Genomic DNA, 17,788 nt, shown 5'->3' on the forward strand with positions numbered 1-17,788 from the left:
CCCTTGCTCCTGGCTACGTGCTGCCCCGGAATCAGCGATGCGCTAGTATGTATATACGTCAATGTATATCAAAGGAGGGGCTATGAACCTGCAAATCGCGAAATGGTGCAATAGCCTCGCGCTGCGTATCCCCGCTGATTACGTTCGCCGCGCTGGTCTCAAGGAGGGCGACCTAGTGCAGGCCAACCTGACCGTGGATGGCGGTATTAGCATTCGCGCGGCCAAATGGGACCGGAAGGCTTTCGCGCAAGAGCTGGAGTCGACTCGCGAGGCGATGCCGATGACGGAGTCGGTCATGGAGACGTTGCGGCACGGAGCGCGCTACTGATGGTGTACGTTGACACGAGTGTACTGGTGGCGCTCTGCGTGAATGAGCCAATGAGTCACGCTGTTTCGCAGTGGTGCGCGGCGTGTACCGAAGAAATGGCCTCTGCCGCGTGCTGTGTGACAGAATTCGCGAGCGCCCTTGGCATCAAGCAGCGGACAAAACAGCTGTCGATCGAACAGGGAGCGTCTGCATGGCAGTCATTCGAGCGCCTGTGTGCTGGCGACCTACAACTACTGCCGGTCGAACCGCACACATTCCATCGCGCTGCCGTACTGACCCGCGATGCGTCCACGGGGCTCCGTGCGGGCGATGTGCTGCCCCTTGCCTCTGCGCTGGATGCCAAAGCCAAGACCATGGCGACGCTCGATGACGTGCTGGCCCGCAACGCAAAGCGAATGAAGATGAATCCGCTCGAGTTTTGAGCGCCGCCTGGCAGGGCGCTCCTTATCGCCTACCCTACAGATTCACGTCTCCAAGGGGTAGCTCCCTCAAAATGCTGATGTCCAGCGGCCCAACGACAAAGGGCAGCCCCTTCGGGCCGCCCTTTGTACTCAGCGCATGGCTACCGCTTTCACCCCAGGCCGAGGAAATCCGCCTTCCCCAACTCCACGCCCGCGTGCCGCAGCAACGCATAGGTCATCGTCACGTGAAAGAAGAAGTTCGCCTGCGACCAGTGCACAAAGCCCTGCCGGTCAAACACGAGCGGTGCCTTGCCACGCTGCGGCACCACCAGCTCCGTCACCGTGCTGCCGTCGATCTGCGCCGGCGTACAGGCCGCGAGATGGTCAATGATGCCCTGGACGCGCTGGCGCAGATCCTGCACGCTCGCATCCTCGTGCTCGACCTTGGGCGCTGTTAGTCCGGCAAAGCGCTCCACGCCCACCTTGGCAATCTCTCCCGCGATCAACACCTGCCTGGAGAGCGGCAGCATGTCCGGCGCCAGCTTCATCGACAAGTAGCCAGCGCTGTCGAACTTCCTGGCATCGGCATGTGCCTGGGCCTTGTCCAGCCACGCCTGCAAATTGCGCAGCATCTTGATGTAGTCGCCCACAATGGCGGAGTGAATGGAAAGAGTCATTGCGTGTTCACCATTTGTTATCGCCCTTGCGCTCGAAAAATTGCCGGATCGGCACCAACGACGGTGCGTGGCTGGTAAAGCCGCCGTCCACCATCATGGCGTGGCCGGTGACGAAGGAGGATTCCTCGCTGGCAAGGAAGGCCACCACATCGGCGATCTGGCGCGGGCTGCCCAGCGCCGGTGTCAAATGCTGGTCCAGCAGGATCTGCTTGATCTCGTCCGCCACTTCCTTCTGCGCATGCTCGTTAAGCACGAAGCCGATGACGATGGCATTCGAGCGGATGCCCTGCTTGCCGTACTGCGCGGCCACCATGCGGCTGAGCGCAAGCAGCGCCGCCTTGGAACACGCATAGGATGTCAGGGTGGCATCGCCCATTACCCCGAAGCCCGATGAGCTGTGGATGATTGACCCGCCGCCGCCGCGCAACATCACCGGGATCACGTGCTTGCAGCACAGCATGGCGCCGCGCGCGTTGACGTTCATCGAGCGGTCCCAGGCCTCCACCTCCACGTTGCAGACGTCGCGGTCGGCGTAGCGTGTCTTCAGGTCCAGCGCCGCGGCGTTGTTGTGGAGCACGTCGATACGGCCCCAGCGTCCGTCGACCGCGGCGACCATCGCCTTGATCTCGTCCTCGACACTCACATCGGCCTTGACGGCCATCGCCTGCCCACCCTGCGCCTCGATCTCGGCCGCCACTTCCTGAGCCGCGCCGAAGTTGATATCCACCACCGCCACGCTGGCGCCGTGCCCGGCCAGGACCTTGGCGCAATCGGCGCCGAGGCCATTGCCGGCACCGGTCACGATCGCCACCTTGCCGGCCAGTTTTTCTTGTGCCATTCCCTGCTCCTTTCTATCCCTTTCTTCTAATGGCCCGAGAACTGCGGCGCTCGCTTCTCGCTGAAGGCTTGCGCCGCTTCCCTGACGTCCTGCATCGGCGCGAGCAGCGAGAACAGTTCCAGCTCCAGGTCCAGGCCGCTCTTCAGGTCCACGCGGCTCGCCGCGCGCGCGGCTTGCTTGGCGAATGCGGTGGCCATGGGCGGCCGGGCGGCGATGCGCGTTGCCAGGGCGCGTACTTCCGCCAACAGTTGATCGTTTGCGCTGGCGATGCGCGTCAGCAGGCCGATGTCCCGTGCCTGCGCGGCGGTCATGCGCTCGCCCGTCAGCAGCAGGTCCATCGCCGTGCCGTGCCCGACCAGGCGCGGCAGGCGTTGCGTGCCTCCACCACCGGGAATCAGGCCAAGCCCGGTCTCCGGCAGCGCGAAGGTGGCATCCGGCGAGGCAAAGCGGATATCGCACGCCAGCGCCAGCTCCATGCCGCCGCCCATGCAATAGCCATGAATGGCGGCGATCACCGGCTTCTCGGTGCTGTCCAGCGCTTCGATCCAGCGCGCCCGTTCCATCCGCCGCCGCACCTGGAGCGAGGTCTCGTCGCCGCGCCGCTCCTTGATGTCGGCGCCGGCGCAGAAGCCCCGATCGCCCTCGCCGCGGATCACGATCACGCCAATGGCGGAGTCGGCATCCAGCTCGGCCAGGGCCTGCGGCACGCCACGCCGGATCTCGTCGTTGATGGCATTGATCTGCCCCGGCCGGTTCAGCACGATCCAGCCGATCCTGCCTTCGCGTTCCAGCCGCACAGCCGGCTCCGTGGCGGCCCCTGGCAGGTCGGCACCCGATGTCGCCTTGGCCTCGCTTTCGCTGATGGCTTTCATGATGCTCACAGCTCGTGGAATTCAAACAACTGGCCGCGCACGTCCGCCGGGTCGACCCGGATCAGCGACTTGCCGCCCACGGCTTCGCATTCCTCGATCCAGGTAAAGCGGGTGCCGCACGCGCGCAGGTCTTCCGCCTTGGCCGCCAGCCCGTTCACCGCAATGCGGATGTAGTAAGGGCCGGGGCCCCAGGAATTCAGGTAAAGGCCGGCATCGCTGTTCCAGCGCGTGGCCTCGATCACGTCCAGCGTGGCGCTGTTGGCCAGCGCGCATTTCATGGTCGCCTTGCGGTAGCCCTCCTTGGTCAGTTCCTGCACCGGGCCGCTGGACTCCCAGTCGAGATTGGCGGAGACGCGGCGCAGGGTTTCGTCCAGGTCCCGCACCAGGTAGCCGCGCGCGGACACGCGGATCATCTGGCCCGGTTCCGGATTGACCACTTGCGGCGCGGGTACCGCGAACGTCTCGGGCGGCAGTTGCAGCGGCTCGTTTGCCATCACCTCGATGCACAGGCCGCCGTCCACGGACGGCTCATAGTGCGGGTCCTCCGGCGTGACGCCAAGCCATAACCTGTCGAACGGCATGTCCGGCGTGCGCTGCGCCAGCCGGAAGCGCAGCCTGCGGCGCATCAGCTTGTCCACCAGCACGGCCAGGCGCTCGCTGGGCAGGGTCAGCACGATGGAGTGCGTCAGCATCGGGCGGTGCTCGCCCTGGTACGCCTTCAGGCTATCCAGGAACTCGTGGAACATCGGGTCGCCCTGGTTCGGCCTATCGAGATGCCATTGCGGCTCGATTCGGGTGGGCGAGATGGCCAGCGACTTGTGCACGCGCAGGAAGTGCGCGATGTAGGGATGGTCATCGAACGCCTGGCGCCAGCGCGGGTGGCTGTGGATACCAAGCTTGGACACCAGCAGCTCTGTCATGCCATCGGGGTCCGGCATCATCATGTCGGCGCTCATCAGCAAATCGAACATTGTTCTCTCCAGTCGTTTTCAGGAATAGTCAATTGGCCACGTGATGCGGCTGCGGCTGCGGCCGCGGTTGCGGCGCGGGAGCCGGCACGGGCGGCTTCGGATTGAGCAGGAAATGCGACAACGCGGGGATCAGAATCAGCGCGCCGAGCATGTTCCACAGGAACATGAACGTCAGCAGGATGCCCATGTCGGCCTGGAACTTGATGGGTGACCAGACCCAGGTGATCACCCCGGCGGCCATCGTCAGCCCGATCAGCGCGACCACACGGCCGGTGAAATCGAGCGAGCGCCGGTAGGCCTGCGCCAGCGTGGCGCCGCGCCGCTGCATGGCGATCTGGACGCTGAGCAGGTACAGCGCATAGTCCACGCCCACACCCACCCCGACCGCGATCACCGGCAGCGTGGCCACTTTCAGGCCGATGCCCAGCCATACCATCAGCGCCTTGCACAGGACGGTGGTAATGACCAGCGGGATCATGGCCACCAGCGTGGCGCGGATGCTGCGGAAGGTCAGCAGGCAAAGCAAGGCGGTGGCGCCATACACCGCGAGGTACATGGTGACGATGCCGTGCTCGACCTCGATATTGGTAGCCGCCTCGATGCCCGCGCTGCCGGCGGCAAGCAGGAAGCGCGTGGGCTTCTTGGCATCCGCCGGGGTATTGTTCTGCAGCGCGAAGTCATTGGCCGTGCGCAGCACGCGGGCCAGGGTGTCGGCCTTGTGGTCGCCAAGATAGGCAATCAGCGGCGTGACCGAGCAATCCCGATTGGTGATATCGGGCGTGGCGATCATCGCCGCGGAGACCGCCGCGTTGGTGATCTGCTGGTCGCGGCTGAGCGTCATCCATTTGCCATTGCCTTCGGCCAGGCCGGCGGTGATGAAGCGCGTGGTCTCGGCCAGCGAGCTGGTGCCCTGCACGCCGGGGGTCTGGCGCAGGCGTTGCGCCAGGCGGTCCATCAGTTGCAGGGATTCGTAGTAGCGGCAGCCATCCTCGGCGGTCTTCATGATCACCACGAACTGGTCGCTCGATAACCCGTAGTGCTGGGTGATATAGGCGTTGTCGCGGTTGTAGCGCGACTCGGTGCGCAACTCCGGCGCGCCGGGATCCAGGTCGCCGATGCGCAGGTCGCGCATCACGAACGCACTGACCACCGTCAGCACCGCAGTCACGCTGATGACCGCAAGCGCCGCCCGGCGCTCGGTCAGCCGGTCGAGCCCCTTCCACACCCTGGCCAGCAGGCCCTTGCCTTGCGCCACCTCGCCTTCATCCACCAGCGCGCGCTTTGCGGCGGCCGGGCTCACGCCGATATACGACAGCGCCACCGGAATCAGCACCAGCTTGGTAAAGATCAGCACCGTGACGCCGATGCTGGTCGTGATGGCGAGATCGCGGATCACCGGGATATCAATGATGATCAGTACCGCAAAGCCCACGATGTTCGTCAGCAGTGCCGTCAGTCCCGCCATGAACAGGCGGCGGAAGGTATAGCGCGCCGCCACGTACTTGTGCGTGCCGCGGCCTACGTCCTGCAGGATGCCGTTCATCTTCTGCGCGCCGTGCGAAAGGCCGATGGCGAAGATCAGGAACGGCACCAGGATCGAATACGGATCCAGCTCATAGCCCAGGATCTGCATCAGCCCAAGCAGCCAAACCACGCCCGCGACGGCAACCGTCACCAGCAGCACGGTGCTGCGCACACAGCGCGTGTACACGAAGACGAAGACCGCCGCTACCAGCACGGAGATGCCAAAGAACAGCATCACCTGCTTCAGTCCGGCGATCAGGTCACCGACAATCTTGCCAAAGCCAACAATATGCACGCCCACCCGGTCGCTCTCGAAGCTGCGGATCTTGGTCTCGAGCGACTGGGAGAACTCGCCATAGCTTAGGGGCTCGCCCGTCTTTGGGTGACGCTCCAGCAGCGGCGTGACGATCATGCTCGACTTCAGGTCGTTGGCCACCAGGCTGCCGACCACGCCAGCGCGGCCGATATTGGATCTCAGCTGGTCGACGGCCCGCTTGCTGCCGTCGTAGTCGGAAGGCATCACCGCGCCGCCGGTGATGCCTTCCTCGGTGACCTGCCGCCAGCGCACGCTCGGCATCCAGATCGACTTCATCCACGAGCGGTCCACGCCCGGTATCAGGTACAGCGTGTCGTTGACCTTGCGCAGCGTTTCCAGGTAGGCCGGGTCGTAGATGTCGCCGCTCTTGTTCTCCACGACAATGCGGATGCTGTTGCCCAGCCCGGGCAGTTCGGCCTTGTTGTCCAGGTAGTTGCGGATATACGGGCTGGAGGACGGAATCATCCGCTCGAAGCTGGCGTTGACCTGGATCTTCCATGCGAACAATCCAAGCACCAGCGTCGCCACTAGGCAAAACACCAGCGCCACCGCGCGGTGGTTGAAGATGAAGCGTTCCGCCAGATTGCCCGACTTCGGATCGAAGTCGCGAAGGTCACGGATGACCGGCATGGCGGGGTTGCCGATGGGTGCGCTCATCGTTGAGATCCTTGGTTAATTCGAGATGCGGCGCTCATGGGGCCGAGGGCAAGATGTCGACTACGCGCAGACCGTCGACGAGCGCCAGCACAAGGGCGCCCGACTCCGACGCCGTGGCGCCCATCACTTCGCTGGTGTAAGGCACCTGCAGCGGTACCGCCTTGCGACCATCGGCGGAAACCGAAAGCACCTGTCCGGCCTGCGAGACCAAAAGCAACCCCTTGGGATCCGTGGGCACGGCGGCCACCATGCTGGCGTCGATGCCGGTTTCGACCTTGTGCCAGGCTAGTCCTTCGTCCGTACTCATGTAGGCATTGCCGCGCAGGCCGTAGGCCAGCAGCCGGCCCGGGCTGGCATCCAGGCCGAAGAAGCTGCCTTCGTAAGGCGTGCTTACCTTGACGAAGCGGTCGCTCGCGCGGTCGAGCTTCAGCAGCAGCCCCTGCTCGCCGGCGATGTAGCGCTGCGCATCGTGACCGGCCACAGCGTAGAGATGCAGCCGGCTGTCGTTGTCGGTGTGCTCCATCCAGGGCGTCCAGGTCTTGCCACCGTCACCGGTGCGCAAGATCAGCCCGAACGCGCCAACCAGGAAGCCCTCGTTGGCATCGGTGAACGACGCATCGAAGAACGGCGTGGGCAGCACGTCCGGCGTGGCCGACTGCGCCGCCCAGCGCTCCACCTCCTGGCGGATCTTGCCGGCATCGGGCGCGCCGGCGCCCTCAGCATAGTGCTGGCGCAGCAGCTTGAGCAGCGCGCGCCCATCCAGCACGCGCTGCCAGCTTGCGCCGCCGTCCGTGCTGCGCAGCGCGACGGCGTCGTGCCCCACGGCCCAGACGATACCCGCGCCGCTGAACTTCACCGAAACCAGGTCGGACTGCACCGGACTGCCAACCTGGCTCCAATGCGCGCCGCCGTCGATAGACAGCGCAATGAAGCCGCGCGGACCAACAGCTACCAGCCGCTTGCCCTCCCGGGCCACGCTGCTAGCGGTAGCGCGCTTGTTAAGCTTGCCTGGTTGGACAGGTAGGTCGAGCACGTCGCGCATCGGGGCGTACTGGACGCTCTCGCTAGCATAGACGCCCAGGGCAGCCAGGACGCCAAGCGCAGCCGCCAGCCGCCACGGGAGGCGGCGCGAGGATCGCGCCCCTTCTGGCGCGGCAAGGGAACTAGGCAGTGGTTGCACGTTGCGGCTCCTGGTCAATGGCGGGGCATCAACGCGCGGTCTCGCGTGCTACCACGGCCTCGGGATTGAGCTCGCGCTCGCTCAATCGCGAGGGCTGGACAAAGTAGCCGGACTTCGACGCATCATTGATATAGGCGTAGATCCCCTTGTTGAAGTCGTAGATCGTGTTCTTCACGCCATACGGCTGGAGGTTTTTGCCGAAGAGCTGGATGGTTCCCTGGAACAGCGCCCGGTACAGTTCGCCGGACTGGTCGAACGCGTCATAGAGCGATGCGCCAGACCAGTCTTCGTCAAAGTAGTAGGTGCGCTTGGAGTACACGTGACGCTGGCCCGGCTTCAGCGTCGCCTCGACCACCCACACGCGATGCAGCTCCCAGCGTTCGCACGCCGGATTGACGTGCTTGGGCTGCAATGCGTCCTCGGACGTGCAGCTGTTGTACATCTTGTAGCTGTTGTAGGGGATGTACATCTCCTTCTTGCCGACCAGCTTGAAATCGAAGCGGTCCTGCTTGCCGGTGAAGACGAACAGTTCGTCGAACAGCGTCACGCCGCCCATGCTGCCTACCGGCGTGTCATATGCGAACTCCGGGGATTGCTTCACGCGGCGCTGGCCCGGCTGGTAGTTCCAGGCCTTGCGCGGCTTGTCGACCGGGTCGAGGTAGTCGATCAGGCCGGTCATCTCGCCGGCGCGGCGCGCGGGCACCTTGTTGTTGGAGTAGGTGCGCCAGATCATGTCCGGGTCGCGATCGGCCTGGTCGACCTGGTAGTAGACATAGTCCTGGAATGTGTACTGTTCCGAGGCCTGGGTCGGCTTGCCCGAGGAATCGACCACCCAGGTCGAGCCATGGTTGGAGACCATGGCGGTGTCCCCCATATAACGCAGGATGTGGTCCCACATCACTTCATTGCCGGTCTTGGGGATCGGGAACGGCATGCCGCCGCGGCAAGCCCTCTCGATCGCCAGGCCATCCTTGATGGTCTGGCATCCGGTGGCGTTGCGCACGGTCGCCTTCAGGATCTTTTCCGGAAAGGCCGCGCTGCGGTGCGTCGGGTAGACGTCGATGTAGTACGTGCCGGGATTCTTCTTGATCAGGTGCTTCTGCCCTTCGCTAAGCTTGGCAGCGTACTTGTCGACGTTCTTCGCGTCGATGCGGAACAAGGGCTTCTCGTCCTTGTACGGGTCGGGCCAGAAGCCGCTGTCCGGCTTGTAGTCGGCGGGCGCCTTGGTCAGGCCGCCGGTATAAGCCGGGATCGTGCCATCGGCATTTCCGGCCTTGACGGCGCCGAACTCGGTCAATGTCGTGCCGAGTTGCTTGGCTTCGTCAGCCGACACGGCCGCCATGGCACCGCCGCTGGCACCGATCAAGGCAGCGCAGATTGCATAGTGCAGTTTCATCAGGGTCTCCTGTCTGTTGTTGCGAGAGAGCGGCCTTAGAAGGCCGTCTTGAAAGTTAGGACCAGCCAGCCGCGGTCGGTGGCCCCCACGGCGCTGTTGAGCGCGCCGCCACCCACCGCGGTAGTACCTGCTGAGTTGTAGCGGGTCGGCACGAACATGTCGGAATAACGCAGGCCAAATTCGTACTTGGAGTGATAGGTCGCGGTTACGCCGACGGAATAGGACACCACCTTCTCGAAGCCGCCGCCGCCGGTGGGCGCCTTGCCCTTGATGCCCCAGTTGACCGTGAGCGGGACGCTCAGGTCCCAGCCGGCAAAGACGGCGAAGTACTGCGGCGTGAAATTCAGGGCTAGCTGGTAGAAGTTGTTGGTCGAGCAGGCATTGGGCGTCGCGGTGGTTTCGCAACCCTTATAGCCTTCGCCCCGGTAGAGGTTCTCGTTCTTGGTGATCTTGAGCAGATGGCTATAAGCGAACTCGGCCACCAGCACGCCAGTGTCCCACAGCGGCGTCTTGGGCAGGCCGTACATGCCGTTGACCACCCAGTGCAAGGTATCGCCGCGCGCGCCGGTATCGGTCGTCATCGTGGTCGCCGAGTTCAGGTGCGTGTTCTTGCGCATCGACAGGTCGGAGCCGACGATCACGGAGCCAAACTGGCGCGAGAAGCTCAGGCCGTACAACTCCACATCCTGTGCATAGTCGAAGCGGAACTGTCCGTTCGGCAGGAGCTGAATACCGGTCTCCGGCGTGTAGTCATTGAAGCGGCGATAGTAGACACCGATCTTCGAATCGATCGGGTCCACGTCGAACTTGGCGCCCACGCCCCAGTTGCCGGTGTTGCCGGGCTTGCCGCCGCCCGCGTTGTTCAGGGACGCGGTGGGGCTCACGCCAACGCGATCGACATAGGGTGCCGTATCCGCGCCCATCAGGTAGGTGCCACCGTAGGGAACGCGCGTCGGCTTCCACTCGTAGAAGTACTGGCCGAACAACGAGATCTTGTCGGTGACCTGAGCCTTGAACGAAACCTGGCCCAGAGGCAGGAAGACCTCCTTGGTCTCGATGCCGGGGCTGTTGACCGCTTTCACGCCGTCGATCGGCGCCTGCGAATACGAAATGGCGTGCGCGCCAATCAACAAGCCCTCGCCCCATGAGAGCGCGTGCCGACCCACCTTGACGTTGACCGGCACATCGCCAAGGTTGAAGTTGGACCAGGCAAAAGCATCCAGCAACTCGCCCGACGGCCCGTTCATGTAGCGCCCGACCTGCGCGTTGTAGTTGTTGCCGAAATAGCTGGTCGGGAAGCCTGCGGGCGATTTGACCGAGCGGTCGCTGTAGGCGTCGTCGTACCAGCCGGAGGCGCTGATGCGCGCACCTACCTGGCCTTTATAGTTGGCGTCGGCTTCGCTCAACAGATCGACGCGGTTGGTGACGATCGAGTGCTTGCCAAACTTGCTGTCCGACTCGTCGTAGGTCGGGTTGGACAGCAGCCTGGAGTCCTGCCCTTCCATCCGCATGCCCAGGTTGTAGCGCACGGTGTTGTCCCAACGCAGCTTGAAATCCGTGTTGCCCGTATCGACTTCGAATGCCGCAGCGCTCCCGCCATATGCCAGGGCCAGGGCCACCACCATGGCCCGCGGCGCCAGGGCCGCGCACCGAACGTTGTTGCTCCTATTCATCTGCCGTCTCCATCCCGTTTTCTTTTGTGAGGTCGCTTCGCACCCGGGCCTGCACCAAGGTGTCGGTCGCGCGCGGCCGGATCGTGCCGAGTCCTCTTTTTTTCGCTTCCAGCCCCACTCCCCCTGCTACTGCCGTGGCCAGCGCGAAGCTCGTATCGAGGTGGCCCGGATCCTGTCAGCGGCGCGCCGGAAGACCGCCGCGCCGCTCTCGATGCCCCTCCACACAAATTCTAATGTGCGATACGAATTTTGACTTTAGAATTTTTTGCAGGATACCCCGAGTTTTTACCTAGATCTTGCAAGGGGCTTTTGACCCAATCCCAAGGTGTCGCGCCACCGATATCACCACGCCTCCTGCATCCGTTCGCGCGTAGTCAGAGCACCTATGCGCGCCCCGTTTATGGCATCGACCGCTGGCCATTCACGATGGCACGCAAGTGCTTTCCCACGTGCAAAGGACGAAAGCCATCGGCATGCCAGCGGCTTGGCACGCAACAGACAAGGCTGCGATACGGAAAATTGGTGTGGCCTGCCGCTCAGGGCGGCTTGCGGCCAACGCAGAGGCCAGGGACAGCGCGGCAGCGATGGCTGTCTAGCACCAGACCAATGACCGTATCCGATGTGGTACGACCGATGGCGGATCGTGACGAGCACGGCCCCGGCAAGGCCTGGAACCCTGGCTGCGCGTGGCCATGTGAGCGGTGGGTACTGCTCGGCACTTGGACTCCTCCTAGCGGCTGCCCCTGCGCTGCTGTGTGGCCGGCGCGCCTGCATAATTGGTCTGGTGACCCAATAATAGAGAGTTTTTGACCCAGATCAAGCCTGGACTGGCCCGGGAAATCCCTATGTTTTGGCTTATATCGACACATTTTACATAAAAGTGTTTAATAAAACAGACAATGTCGGGGCTACCTAGTACTTCCCGTACTACATTTATTTGGTTCCGTGACCTATGCTAGGCTCCAAGATCATGCGCCACGGAGCACGATCTCTATGGCTTGATGAAACCTGCGAAGAAAAAGAGGACGCGCCACGCGATCACGCACGCCAACTCAGGCTTGCCGCGACGGCCTGATAGGCCGCCCGGGATGAGAGGACACTGGGATTTCAATCGATGAAGGAACTCACGATCACGTCTGCCGATATCCTCGGCAACAAGGAAGACAACGCGCCCAGGCGCCGTGGCAACAGGAACACCCGAGTCCCCGAAATCCTGGAGGTCGCGACCAGGGTCTTCGCGGCGGAAGGCAGTGCTGGCTTCACGCAGCGCCGCATTGCCAGCGAAGCCGGTATCCGGCTGAGCACGCTTCAGCACTACTTCGGCACACGCGAAGAACTGTTGCGCAGCACGATTGAAGCGCGCTCTAGGCGGTCGTTCGAGCTCTACCGCACGCTGCTCAAGGACCGGAGCCGGTCGCCGGACACCTTGCTCGATGCCATCGTCGACAACGTTTTCACGGCGCTGGACGGCTCGGATGCCAGCGTGGGGGCGTTTGCCCTGCAATGCTGGAGCCTGGCGGAGAAAGAGGAGTTTGCAAGGGAGGCTGTGGCGGAGATCAACGCGGAACTGCAGGACATCTTCGCCACCGTGGTGGCAAGGGTGAATCCGTCGCTGTCAACGGCCGAATGCTCCCTTCGTGGCGCGCTGATTCTTTCGCACCTGCTGGGCCTTGTGATCTATGCGCGCCGGGCCGGGCATAACGCGCCTGACCCCGAGGACTTGCGCGTGGCCACCAAGGTGGTCTGGAAGGCGCTGAGCAAGGCCTCCTAGCAAACGGAGGCCGAACGCGGATGAGCGGATGGCGGAACTGGCGCGCTATCGCGAGGCATACAGCCTGCCGTCAATGCCATTGCCAGACGAGGATCGCCCGATCGTGCTAGCGATCATTGGCAAGGTAAAGCCCTTGTCACGCGGCGCACTGCACCTGGCGCTCAAGAATATCTTTGCGCTATCCGCCCAGCGGTCGTGCGCGCGGCCACGAATGGGCAAGCCGGGCCGAGGTACTGGCCAGCGCCTCGGCGCACTGGCTACGTCATACCGCGGGCTCGCATATGACCGACCAGCAGGTGGACCTGCGGTTCGTGAGGGACAATTTCGGGCACGCTTCCATCGCCACGACCAGCGCTTATCTGCATACGGAAGACGATGCGCGACACGAAGCCACGCAGGAGCGCCATCGGATTGGCTGGAAGCGCTAGCACTGGCCGCCGTCGCGTCACGCTAGCCCCTGAGCCTCACACAAGGCCCGGCGACCGAGTCAGGCAAGCCAAGCATCACTATAGTGGCGCTGATGCCTGTACTGCACCACATCTGCGCCAATTTGTGGCGCAGTTAGCCAAACTGCGCCACAATCGCGCCATCGCCTGAACGAACTGCGCCACAGCCCACATGTCCACCGCAAATGCACTGCTAGAAAGTGTTCGGAAAGCCTCCGCGGGATTGATGCTCGCGGAGTTGCTGGCACAGCATCCAGACGTTGCGCGACGGACAGCACAACGCTGGATCAGCCAGTTGATCGAGAGTGGGCAGATCAGAGCGGTCGGCGAAGGGCGCGCCCGCCGTTATCTTGCGCTACAAACGGCAGCGATTGCCCCGGCTGCCACAGAGGAAGACCAGTTCCCAAGTTACATCCCGCTTTCCGCCGACAGCCGCGATATCGTGGCGTATATCGAGCAGCCTCTGGAGGCGCGGAAGCCCGTCGGTTACCAACGCGAATTTCTTGACGCCTATAGGCCCAATGTCACTTGGTATCTGTCGGAATCGCTTCGGCGTCAGCTACACAAGATGGGCAAGACCACGCAGGCTAATGCACCCGCTGGAACCTATAGCAGGGCAATTCTGAACCGGCTCCTGATCGACCTATCATGGGCGTCGAGCCATTTGGAGGGCAACACCTATTCCCGGCTGGACACCCGTGAGTTGATCGAGCACGGGAAAGCCGCGCAAGGCAAGGCGGCCATCGAAACCCAGATGATCCTCAACCACAAGACCGCCATCGAGTTGCTGGTGGAGAACATCGATACGGTCGGTTTTGACCGCTACACATTGATGAACCTACATAGCGCCTTGTCGGAGAACCTGTTGCCTAACCCTGCTGATGAAGGCCGGATTCGCCAGCATGCCGTGGACATTGGCAGAAGTGTCTACCGTCCCCTGTCGGCACCACAGCAGATCGACCAGGCGCTAGATGTCCTGCTCGAGAAGGTCAATCAGATTGCCGATCCCTTCGAACAGTCATTCTTCGTGATGGTACATCTGCCATACTTGCAGCCATTCGCCGACATCAACAAACGCACCTCGCGCCTGGTGGCCAATTTGCCGCTGTTCCGTGCAAACCTTTGTCCGCTCACTTTCCTCGATGTGCCGGAGCACGCCTACAGTCGCGCCATTCTCGGCATGTATGAGATGACCCGCGTCGAGCTGCTGCGCGATCTCTATGTTTGGGCCTACGAGCGGTCGACGCAAGAGTATCTGGCTATCAAGCAGGATCTGGCAGAACCGGACCCGCTGCGCCTTGCCTGGCGTGATGTGATCAAACAGACGATCCGGGACGTCGTGATGCAGCCCAATCAGGATGCGTTTTCCGTAATTCAGCAATCCGTCATAGCAAAAGTGCCGGACGCTGATCGTTACAACGTACAAGCACTGATCGTGGAAGAACTCCGGCGACTGCACGAGGGCGTGCTGGCCCGCTACGGCTTGCGCCCCTCCGAGCTCACCGCTTGGAAGACAGCCCAAGTAACGCGACCATCGCCCTGATTGCATTGCGCAGCGTGGGGTAACAAGCGCGCACCCTTCTCATGCTGGTCAGTACTGCCGGTATCCCTCGCATCGCTTGATGTCTGGCTTCTTCATTTCGTGTCGCCTGATCTGGCCCTATTGTAGCTTCCGGGAGAGAGCGTCGGGGCGACGATCAACGCGGCGATTTTTCCGCTTGGCTGCGCGAGCATCCTTTGATCATCAAAATGCGATTAATTGCATTTTCTGCATCAAGGGGATGCTCGCCATGCACAACTATGCTCGCCGTGCCCACGGTCGCAGAGCCAGGCGAAATCGCTACGTTGATTGTCACCCCGACTCCCACTCCCTAAAACTACCTGTTGAGGGACCGGGTATAAATCGCCGCACCTTCCCAGTCCGATCGTAGGTCGCTCGATTGCCGGATCAATCGTTGTAATAACAATTATTTTCGGACCGCCCGGCGCCCTAGTACAACATCCCGGAAATAGCTTGAATAAATAATCGCCTCGGATATCATGGCGGGATGAGTCGAGGCCGCTATGCAACGCCAGTGAAGCTGGCGAAGAAAGAAAGACAGGAACTGTTATCGCTGATCGAGCGCAAGACGGCGCCGCAGCGAGATGTGATGCGCGCGCGAATCGCGTTGTGGGCCCACGAGGGCCACGCCAATACAGTCATTGCGCGGGAACTGGGTGTATCGGTGCAAACGGTCTGCCTGTGGCGCAAGCGTATTGCCCAGCAAGGTGCCCAAGGCATTCGCGAGGGCGAGCGCAGCGGCCGTCCGCCGCGCATCACGCACGAGGCGCGACTACAGTTGATCGCGCTGGCTTGTGAGACGCAGGAACCTGAGGGGCGGGTCACGCCTACGCTCGATGAGATTGTGGCGCGCGCCGTGGAGCGTGGCGTTGTCGAGCAGATCAGCCGCAGCCAAGTGCAGCGCATTCTGCAGGCCGGCGACGTGCGTCCGCACCGGGTCCAGCAATGGCTACATAGCCCAGACCCCGCCTTTCGCGAGAAGGTCAACGGCATTTGCAAACTGTACCGCAAGGCGCCGCGAAACGCGGTGGTGCTCAGTATCGACGAGAAGACCGGCATTCAGGCCATCGAGCGTAAGCACCCGGGACGGGTACCCGCGCCGGGGCGGCTGCGTCGGCGTGAGTTTGAATATATTCGTCACGGCACCCAGGCGTTGATTGCGGCGCTTGACGTGCATACCGGACAGGTGCTGGCAGACTGCCGCGACCGGCGCACCCAGGACGATCTGGTCGCCTTCATGGAGCGCGTGGCAAGCGCGTACCCGGGCAAACAGGTGCACGTCGTCTGGGACAACCTGAACACACATTGTGCCCAGGCCGTCTGGCAGGCGTTTAACGCGCGGCACGATGAGCGGTTTCACTTCCACTTCACGCCGTTGCACGCAAGTTGGGTCAATCAGATCGAACTCTGGTTTGCCCGCTACACGCGCCGGGTACTGCGCCATGCGAGTCACACCAGCATCGCGCACCTGCGCGAGCGCACAGAGCAGTTTATCCGCGCGCACAATCAGGCGGCACGCCCGTTCAAATGGAGCTTCCGGGGCTATCCGCTGCAAACCGGCGCATCGTAATCGGTCGGAGTAGGAATGCCAGTCACCCAGCACCCCCTCCACAGATCCGTACGAGCGGAATTACCGCATACGGCTCCTGCCTTGGGTCGTAACAATCAGACGCTGGTTCGGATAGGGATGGCAAATGTGAGTACAGGGCAACCAATGGGCAACGAGCCGATTCATCTGCTGCCAGCGCAGTCGGCTTTTCTGACTTCGGCGGTGCAATGCGCGATACCACACGCGGGCCACGAGCGCCCGGAAGCGGGCAAGACGCGGCCCGTTCCGCGGCACGCCGAAGTACCGCATGTGTCCATTTACCACGGACCCCAAGTACTTGCCTTGTTCCGCGATGGTCTGGTGCATGCGTCGTCGCAGTTGTTGCTTGACTGCCAGCAGCTTGGCGCGCATGCGCTTGGCGCTGGTCAGCCTCAGGACCGCAAACCGTCCCTTATGTGTCTTCCCACAGCAATGCGTGAATCCAAGGAAGTCGAAGGTCGGCGGCTTGCCCCCATTACGGCGTCGGCAGTTCTCGCGCGCGAAACGCCCGAACTCGATCAGCCGCGTTTTGCCCTCGTGCAGTTTCAAGCCGAAGCGGGCCATCCGCTCGGTCACCTCGCGCTGGAAACGCTCAGCGTCACCGATGTACTGGAACCCTGCGACCCAATCATCGGCATAGCGCACGATGACCATATCGCCTTCGGCATGCCGCGCACGCCACTGCTTCACCCACAGGTCGAACGCGTAATGGAGATAGATATTGGACAGCAACGGGCTGATGCTTCCGCCCTGAACTGTCCCCACCTCGCTCTGCGTCAACCTCCCGTCTTCCAGCACACCAGCGTGCAGCCACTTCTTGATGAGCCGCACAACCCGTGTGTCCGCTACCCGGTGCTCGATGAATCTGACCAGCCAGTCGTGTTCGATTGTGTCGTAGAACTTGCTGATGTCCGCATCGAGTATCCAGTTCACCTTTCGTTGTTCCACCCCCACGCTCACGGCGTCCAGTGCGTTGTGCGCGCTCTTGCCGGGACGGAAGCCGTAACTGAACCCGAGGAAATCCTGTTCGTAGATTGCGTTCAGCACTTCGACCGTGGCGAGTTGGACGAGCTTGTCCTCCAGCGCCGGCACGCCCAGCGGGCGCTTGCTGCCGTCGGCCTTGTCGATGTACACGCGTCTGACAGGCTGGGGCCGGTAAGCCCCTCGGGCCAGCCGGTCGGACAGGTCCAGAAGGCGAGCCTCAAGGTCCAGTCCGTACGACTGCCACGTCTGACCGTCCACCCCGGCCGCCGCCTTGCGCGTCAGCGCAACGTAGGCTGCCCGCAGGCGGTCGACTGCGTAGATGTGATGCATCAGGGTGGTGAACTTCGCACCCGGTCGGCCTTTGGCCGTCTGTCGTATGCCGTCGAGCGCCGTTCCCATGTCATATGCCCGCCCCAATCTGCGGGACATGCGCGCTGCGACTGCATTGCCCTTGGCCCGCCGCCTTCCCTCCACCACCTCCGCCACCGCAGGAATTGCACCCGCAGTCTTGTTCGGCAGCTTCTCAGGTGTCGGGTCGGAGGAGGCGCGCTTGCGCGCTGGCCTCCGTCCGCCGCTCAAACCGTGCGTGCAGTTCTCCCGCACAC

14 protein-coding genes and 2 pseudogenes are annotated in these 17,788 nt (G+C 62.8%); 6 read left to right on the forward strand and 10 right to left on the reverse strand.

Going from position 1 to position 17,788, the window contains the following annotated elements:
• The first annotated feature begins 88 nt into the window (after window positions 1–88).
• Together ACGLHR_RS24305 and ACGLHR_RS24310 are read left to right on the forward strand one after the other, a co-directional pair.
• The gene (locus ACGLHR_RS24305) at window positions 89–328 is read left to right on the forward strand and encodes an AbrB/MazE/SpoVT family DNA-binding domain-containing protein (RefSeq protein WP_400096700.1); all 240 of its coding nucleotides are present in this window, start codon (window positions 89–91) and stop codon (window positions 326–328) included.
• Window positions 328–750: a type II toxin-antitoxin system VapC family toxin gene (locus ACGLHR_RS24310; protein ID WP_400096694.1), complete on the forward strand. Its 423-nt coding sequence runs from the start codon at window positions 328–330 to the stop codon at window positions 748–750. The genes ACGLHR_RS24305 and ACGLHR_RS24310 overlap by 1 nt, the downstream gene beginning before the upstream one ends.
• Before the next feature lie 149 nt (window positions 751–899).
• Here ACGLHR_RS24310 and ACGLHR_RS24315 read toward each other — a convergent pair whose 3' ends face one another.
• Genes ACGLHR_RS24315 through ACGLHR_RS24350 form a run of 8 tightly spaced genes read right to left on the reverse strand, consistent with a single transcriptional unit; the run spans window position 900 to window position 10,833 of the window.
• A complete protein-coding gene (locus tag ACGLHR_RS24315) occupies window positions 900–1,406 on the reverse strand; it encodes a DUF1993 family protein (RefSeq protein ID WP_400096695.1) in 507 nt (168 codons plus the stop codon).
• Between the two features lie 7 nt (window positions 1,407–1,413).
• Window positions 1,414–2,244 (reverse strand): SDR family oxidoreductase, encoded by an 831-nt coding sequence (locus tag ACGLHR_RS24320; protein WP_318232363.1) that lies wholly within the window; start codon window positions 2,242–2,244, stop codon window positions 1,414–1,416.
• Between the two features lie 26 nt (window positions 2,245–2,270).
• The gene (locus ACGLHR_RS24325) at window positions 2,271–3,116 is read right to left on the reverse strand and encodes an enoyl-CoA hydratase/isomerase family protein (RefSeq protein WP_400096696.1); all 846 of its coding nucleotides are present in this window, start codon (window positions 3,114–3,116) and stop codon (window positions 2,271–2,273) included.
• Window positions 3,117–3,121: 5 nt separating this feature from the next.
• Window positions 3,122–4,087, reverse strand: a complete 966-nt coding sequence (locus ACGLHR_RS24330) for a lactoylglutathione lyase (RefSeq protein ID WP_400096697.1) — start codon at window positions 4,085–4,087, stop codon at window positions 3,122–3,124.
• 28 nt (window positions 4,088–4,115) lie between these two features.
• Window positions 4,116–6,584: an RND family transporter gene (locus tag ACGLHR_RS24335; protein WP_400096698.1), complete on the reverse strand. Its 2,469-nt coding sequence runs from the start codon at window positions 6,582–6,584 to the stop codon at window positions 4,116–4,118.
• Window positions 6,585–6,618: 34 nt separating this feature from the next.
• Window positions 6,619–7,764: a YCF48-related protein gene (locus tag ACGLHR_RS24340; protein WP_267601506.1), complete on the reverse strand. Its 1,146-nt coding sequence runs from the start codon at window positions 7,762–7,764 to the stop codon at window positions 6,619–6,621.
• A 28-nt stretch (window positions 7,765–7,792) separates the two neighbouring features.
• Window positions 7,793–9,160 carry a DUF1329 domain-containing protein gene (locus ACGLHR_RS24345; RefSeq protein ID WP_267601505.1) on the reverse strand — a complete coding sequence of 456 codons (1,368 nt, stop codon included), beginning with the start codon at window positions 9,158–9,160 and terminating at the stop codon, window positions 7,793–7,795.
• A 35-nt stretch (window positions 9,161–9,195) separates the two neighbouring features.
• A complete protein-coding gene (locus ACGLHR_RS24350) occupies window positions 9,196–10,833 on the reverse strand; it encodes a DUF1302 domain-containing protein (RefSeq protein ID WP_267601504.1) in 1,638 nt (545 codons plus the stop codon).
• A 1,114-nt stretch (window positions 10,834–11,947) separates the two neighbouring features.
• On the opposite strand from ACGLHR_RS24350, the gene ACGLHR_RS24355 reads away from it, so the two are divergent.
• From ACGLHR_RS24355 to ACGLHR_RS24365, 3 genes and pseudogenes are all read left to right on the forward strand, one after another.
• The gene (locus tag ACGLHR_RS24355) at window positions 11,948–12,604 is read left to right on the forward strand and encodes a TetR/AcrR family transcriptional regulator (RefSeq protein WP_267601503.1); all 657 of its coding nucleotides are present in this window, start codon (window positions 11,948–11,950) and stop codon (window positions 12,602–12,604) included.
• A gap of 10 nt (window positions 12,605–12,614) precedes the next feature.
• Window positions 12,615–13,032: pseudogene (locus tag ACGLHR_RS24360) on the forward strand (tyrosine-type recombinase/integrase); the annotation flags it as partial.
• Between the two features lie 190 nt (window positions 13,033–13,222).
• Window positions 13,223–14,593, forward strand: a complete 1,371-nt coding sequence (locus tag ACGLHR_RS24365) for a Fic family protein (protein WP_267601502.1) — start codon at window positions 13,223–13,225, stop codon at window positions 14,591–14,593.
• Between the two features lie 154 nt (window positions 14,594–14,747).
• Here ACGLHR_RS24365 and ACGLHR_RS24370 read toward each other — a convergent pair whose 3' ends face one another.
• Entirely contained in the window at window positions 14,748–14,906 is a 159-nt protein-coding gene (locus ACGLHR_RS24370; RefSeq protein WP_267601501.1) for a hypothetical protein, read from the reverse strand.
• Window positions 14,907–15,098: 192 nt separating this feature from the next.
• On the opposite strand from ACGLHR_RS24370, the gene ACGLHR_RS24375 reads away from it, so the two are divergent.
• Window positions 15,099–16,181: an IS630 family transposase gene (locus ACGLHR_RS24375; protein WP_267601718.1), complete on the forward strand. Its 1,083-nt coding sequence runs from the start codon at window positions 15,099–15,101 to the stop codon at window positions 16,179–16,181.
• Window positions 16,182–16,203: 22 nt separating this feature from the next.
• On the opposite strand, the pseudogene ltrA reads toward ACGLHR_RS24375, so the two are convergent.
• Window positions 16,204–17,612 (reverse strand): annotated as a pseudogene (gene ltrA / locus ACGLHR_RS24380) (group II intron reverse transcriptase/maturase).
• Window positions 17,613–17,788 lie beyond the last annotated feature (176 nt).

It is taken from the genome of Cupriavidus sp. CuC1, assembly GCF_044627735.1.
GTDB classification, from domain to species: Bacteria; Pseudomonadota; Gammaproteobacteria; order Burkholderiales; family Burkholderiaceae; genus Cupriavidus; species Cupriavidus ulmosensis.

What these genes read in the sequence shown, in the direction of transcription:
- ACGLHR_RS24310 (WP_400096694.1), top strand. Translation starts at nt 328, where the DNA reads ATGGTGTACGTTGACACGAGTGTACTGGTGGCGCTCTGCGTGAATGAG.
- ACGLHR_RS24315 (WP_400096695.1), bottom strand. Translation starts at nt 1,406, where the DNA reads ATGACTCTTTCCATTCACTCCGCCATTGTGGGCGACTACATCAAGATG.
- ACGLHR_RS24320 (WP_318232363.1), bottom strand. Translation starts at nt 2,244, where the DNA reads ATGGCACAAGAAAAACTGGCCGGCAAGGTGGCGATCGTGACCGGTGCC.
- ACGLHR_RS24325 (WP_400096696.1), bottom strand. Translation starts at nt 3,116, where the DNA reads ATGAAAGCCATCAGCGAAAGCGAGGCCAAGGCGACATCGGGTGCCGAC.
- ACGLHR_RS24330 (WP_400096697.1), bottom strand. Translation starts at nt 4,087, where the DNA reads ATGTTCGATTTGCTGATGAGCGCCGACATGATGATGCCGGACCCCGAT.
- ACGLHR_RS24335 (WP_400096698.1), bottom strand. Translation starts at nt 6,584, where the DNA reads ATGAGCGCACCCATCGGCAACCCCGCCATGCCGGTCATCCGTGACCTT.
- ACGLHR_RS24345 (WP_267601505.1), bottom strand. Translation starts at nt 9,160, where the DNA reads ATGAAACTGCACTATGCAATCTGCGCTGCCTTGATCGGTGCCAGCGGC.
- ACGLHR_RS24350 (WP_267601504.1), bottom strand. Translation starts at nt 10,833, where the DNA reads ATGAATAGGAGCAACAACGTTCGGTGCGCGGCCCTGGCGCCGCGGGCC.
- ACGLHR_RS24355 (WP_267601503.1), top strand. Translation starts at nt 11,948, where the DNA reads ATGAAGGAACTCACGATCACGTCTGCCGATATCCTCGGCAACAAGGAA.
- ACGLHR_RS24365 (WP_267601502.1), top strand. Translation starts at nt 13,223, where the DNA reads ATGTCCACCGCAAATGCACTGCTAGAAAGTGTTCGGAAAGCCTCCGCG.
- ACGLHR_RS24375 (WP_267601718.1), top strand. Translation starts at nt 15,099, where the DNA reads ATGAGTCGAGGCCGCTATGCAACGCCAGTGAAGCTGGCGAAGAAAGAA.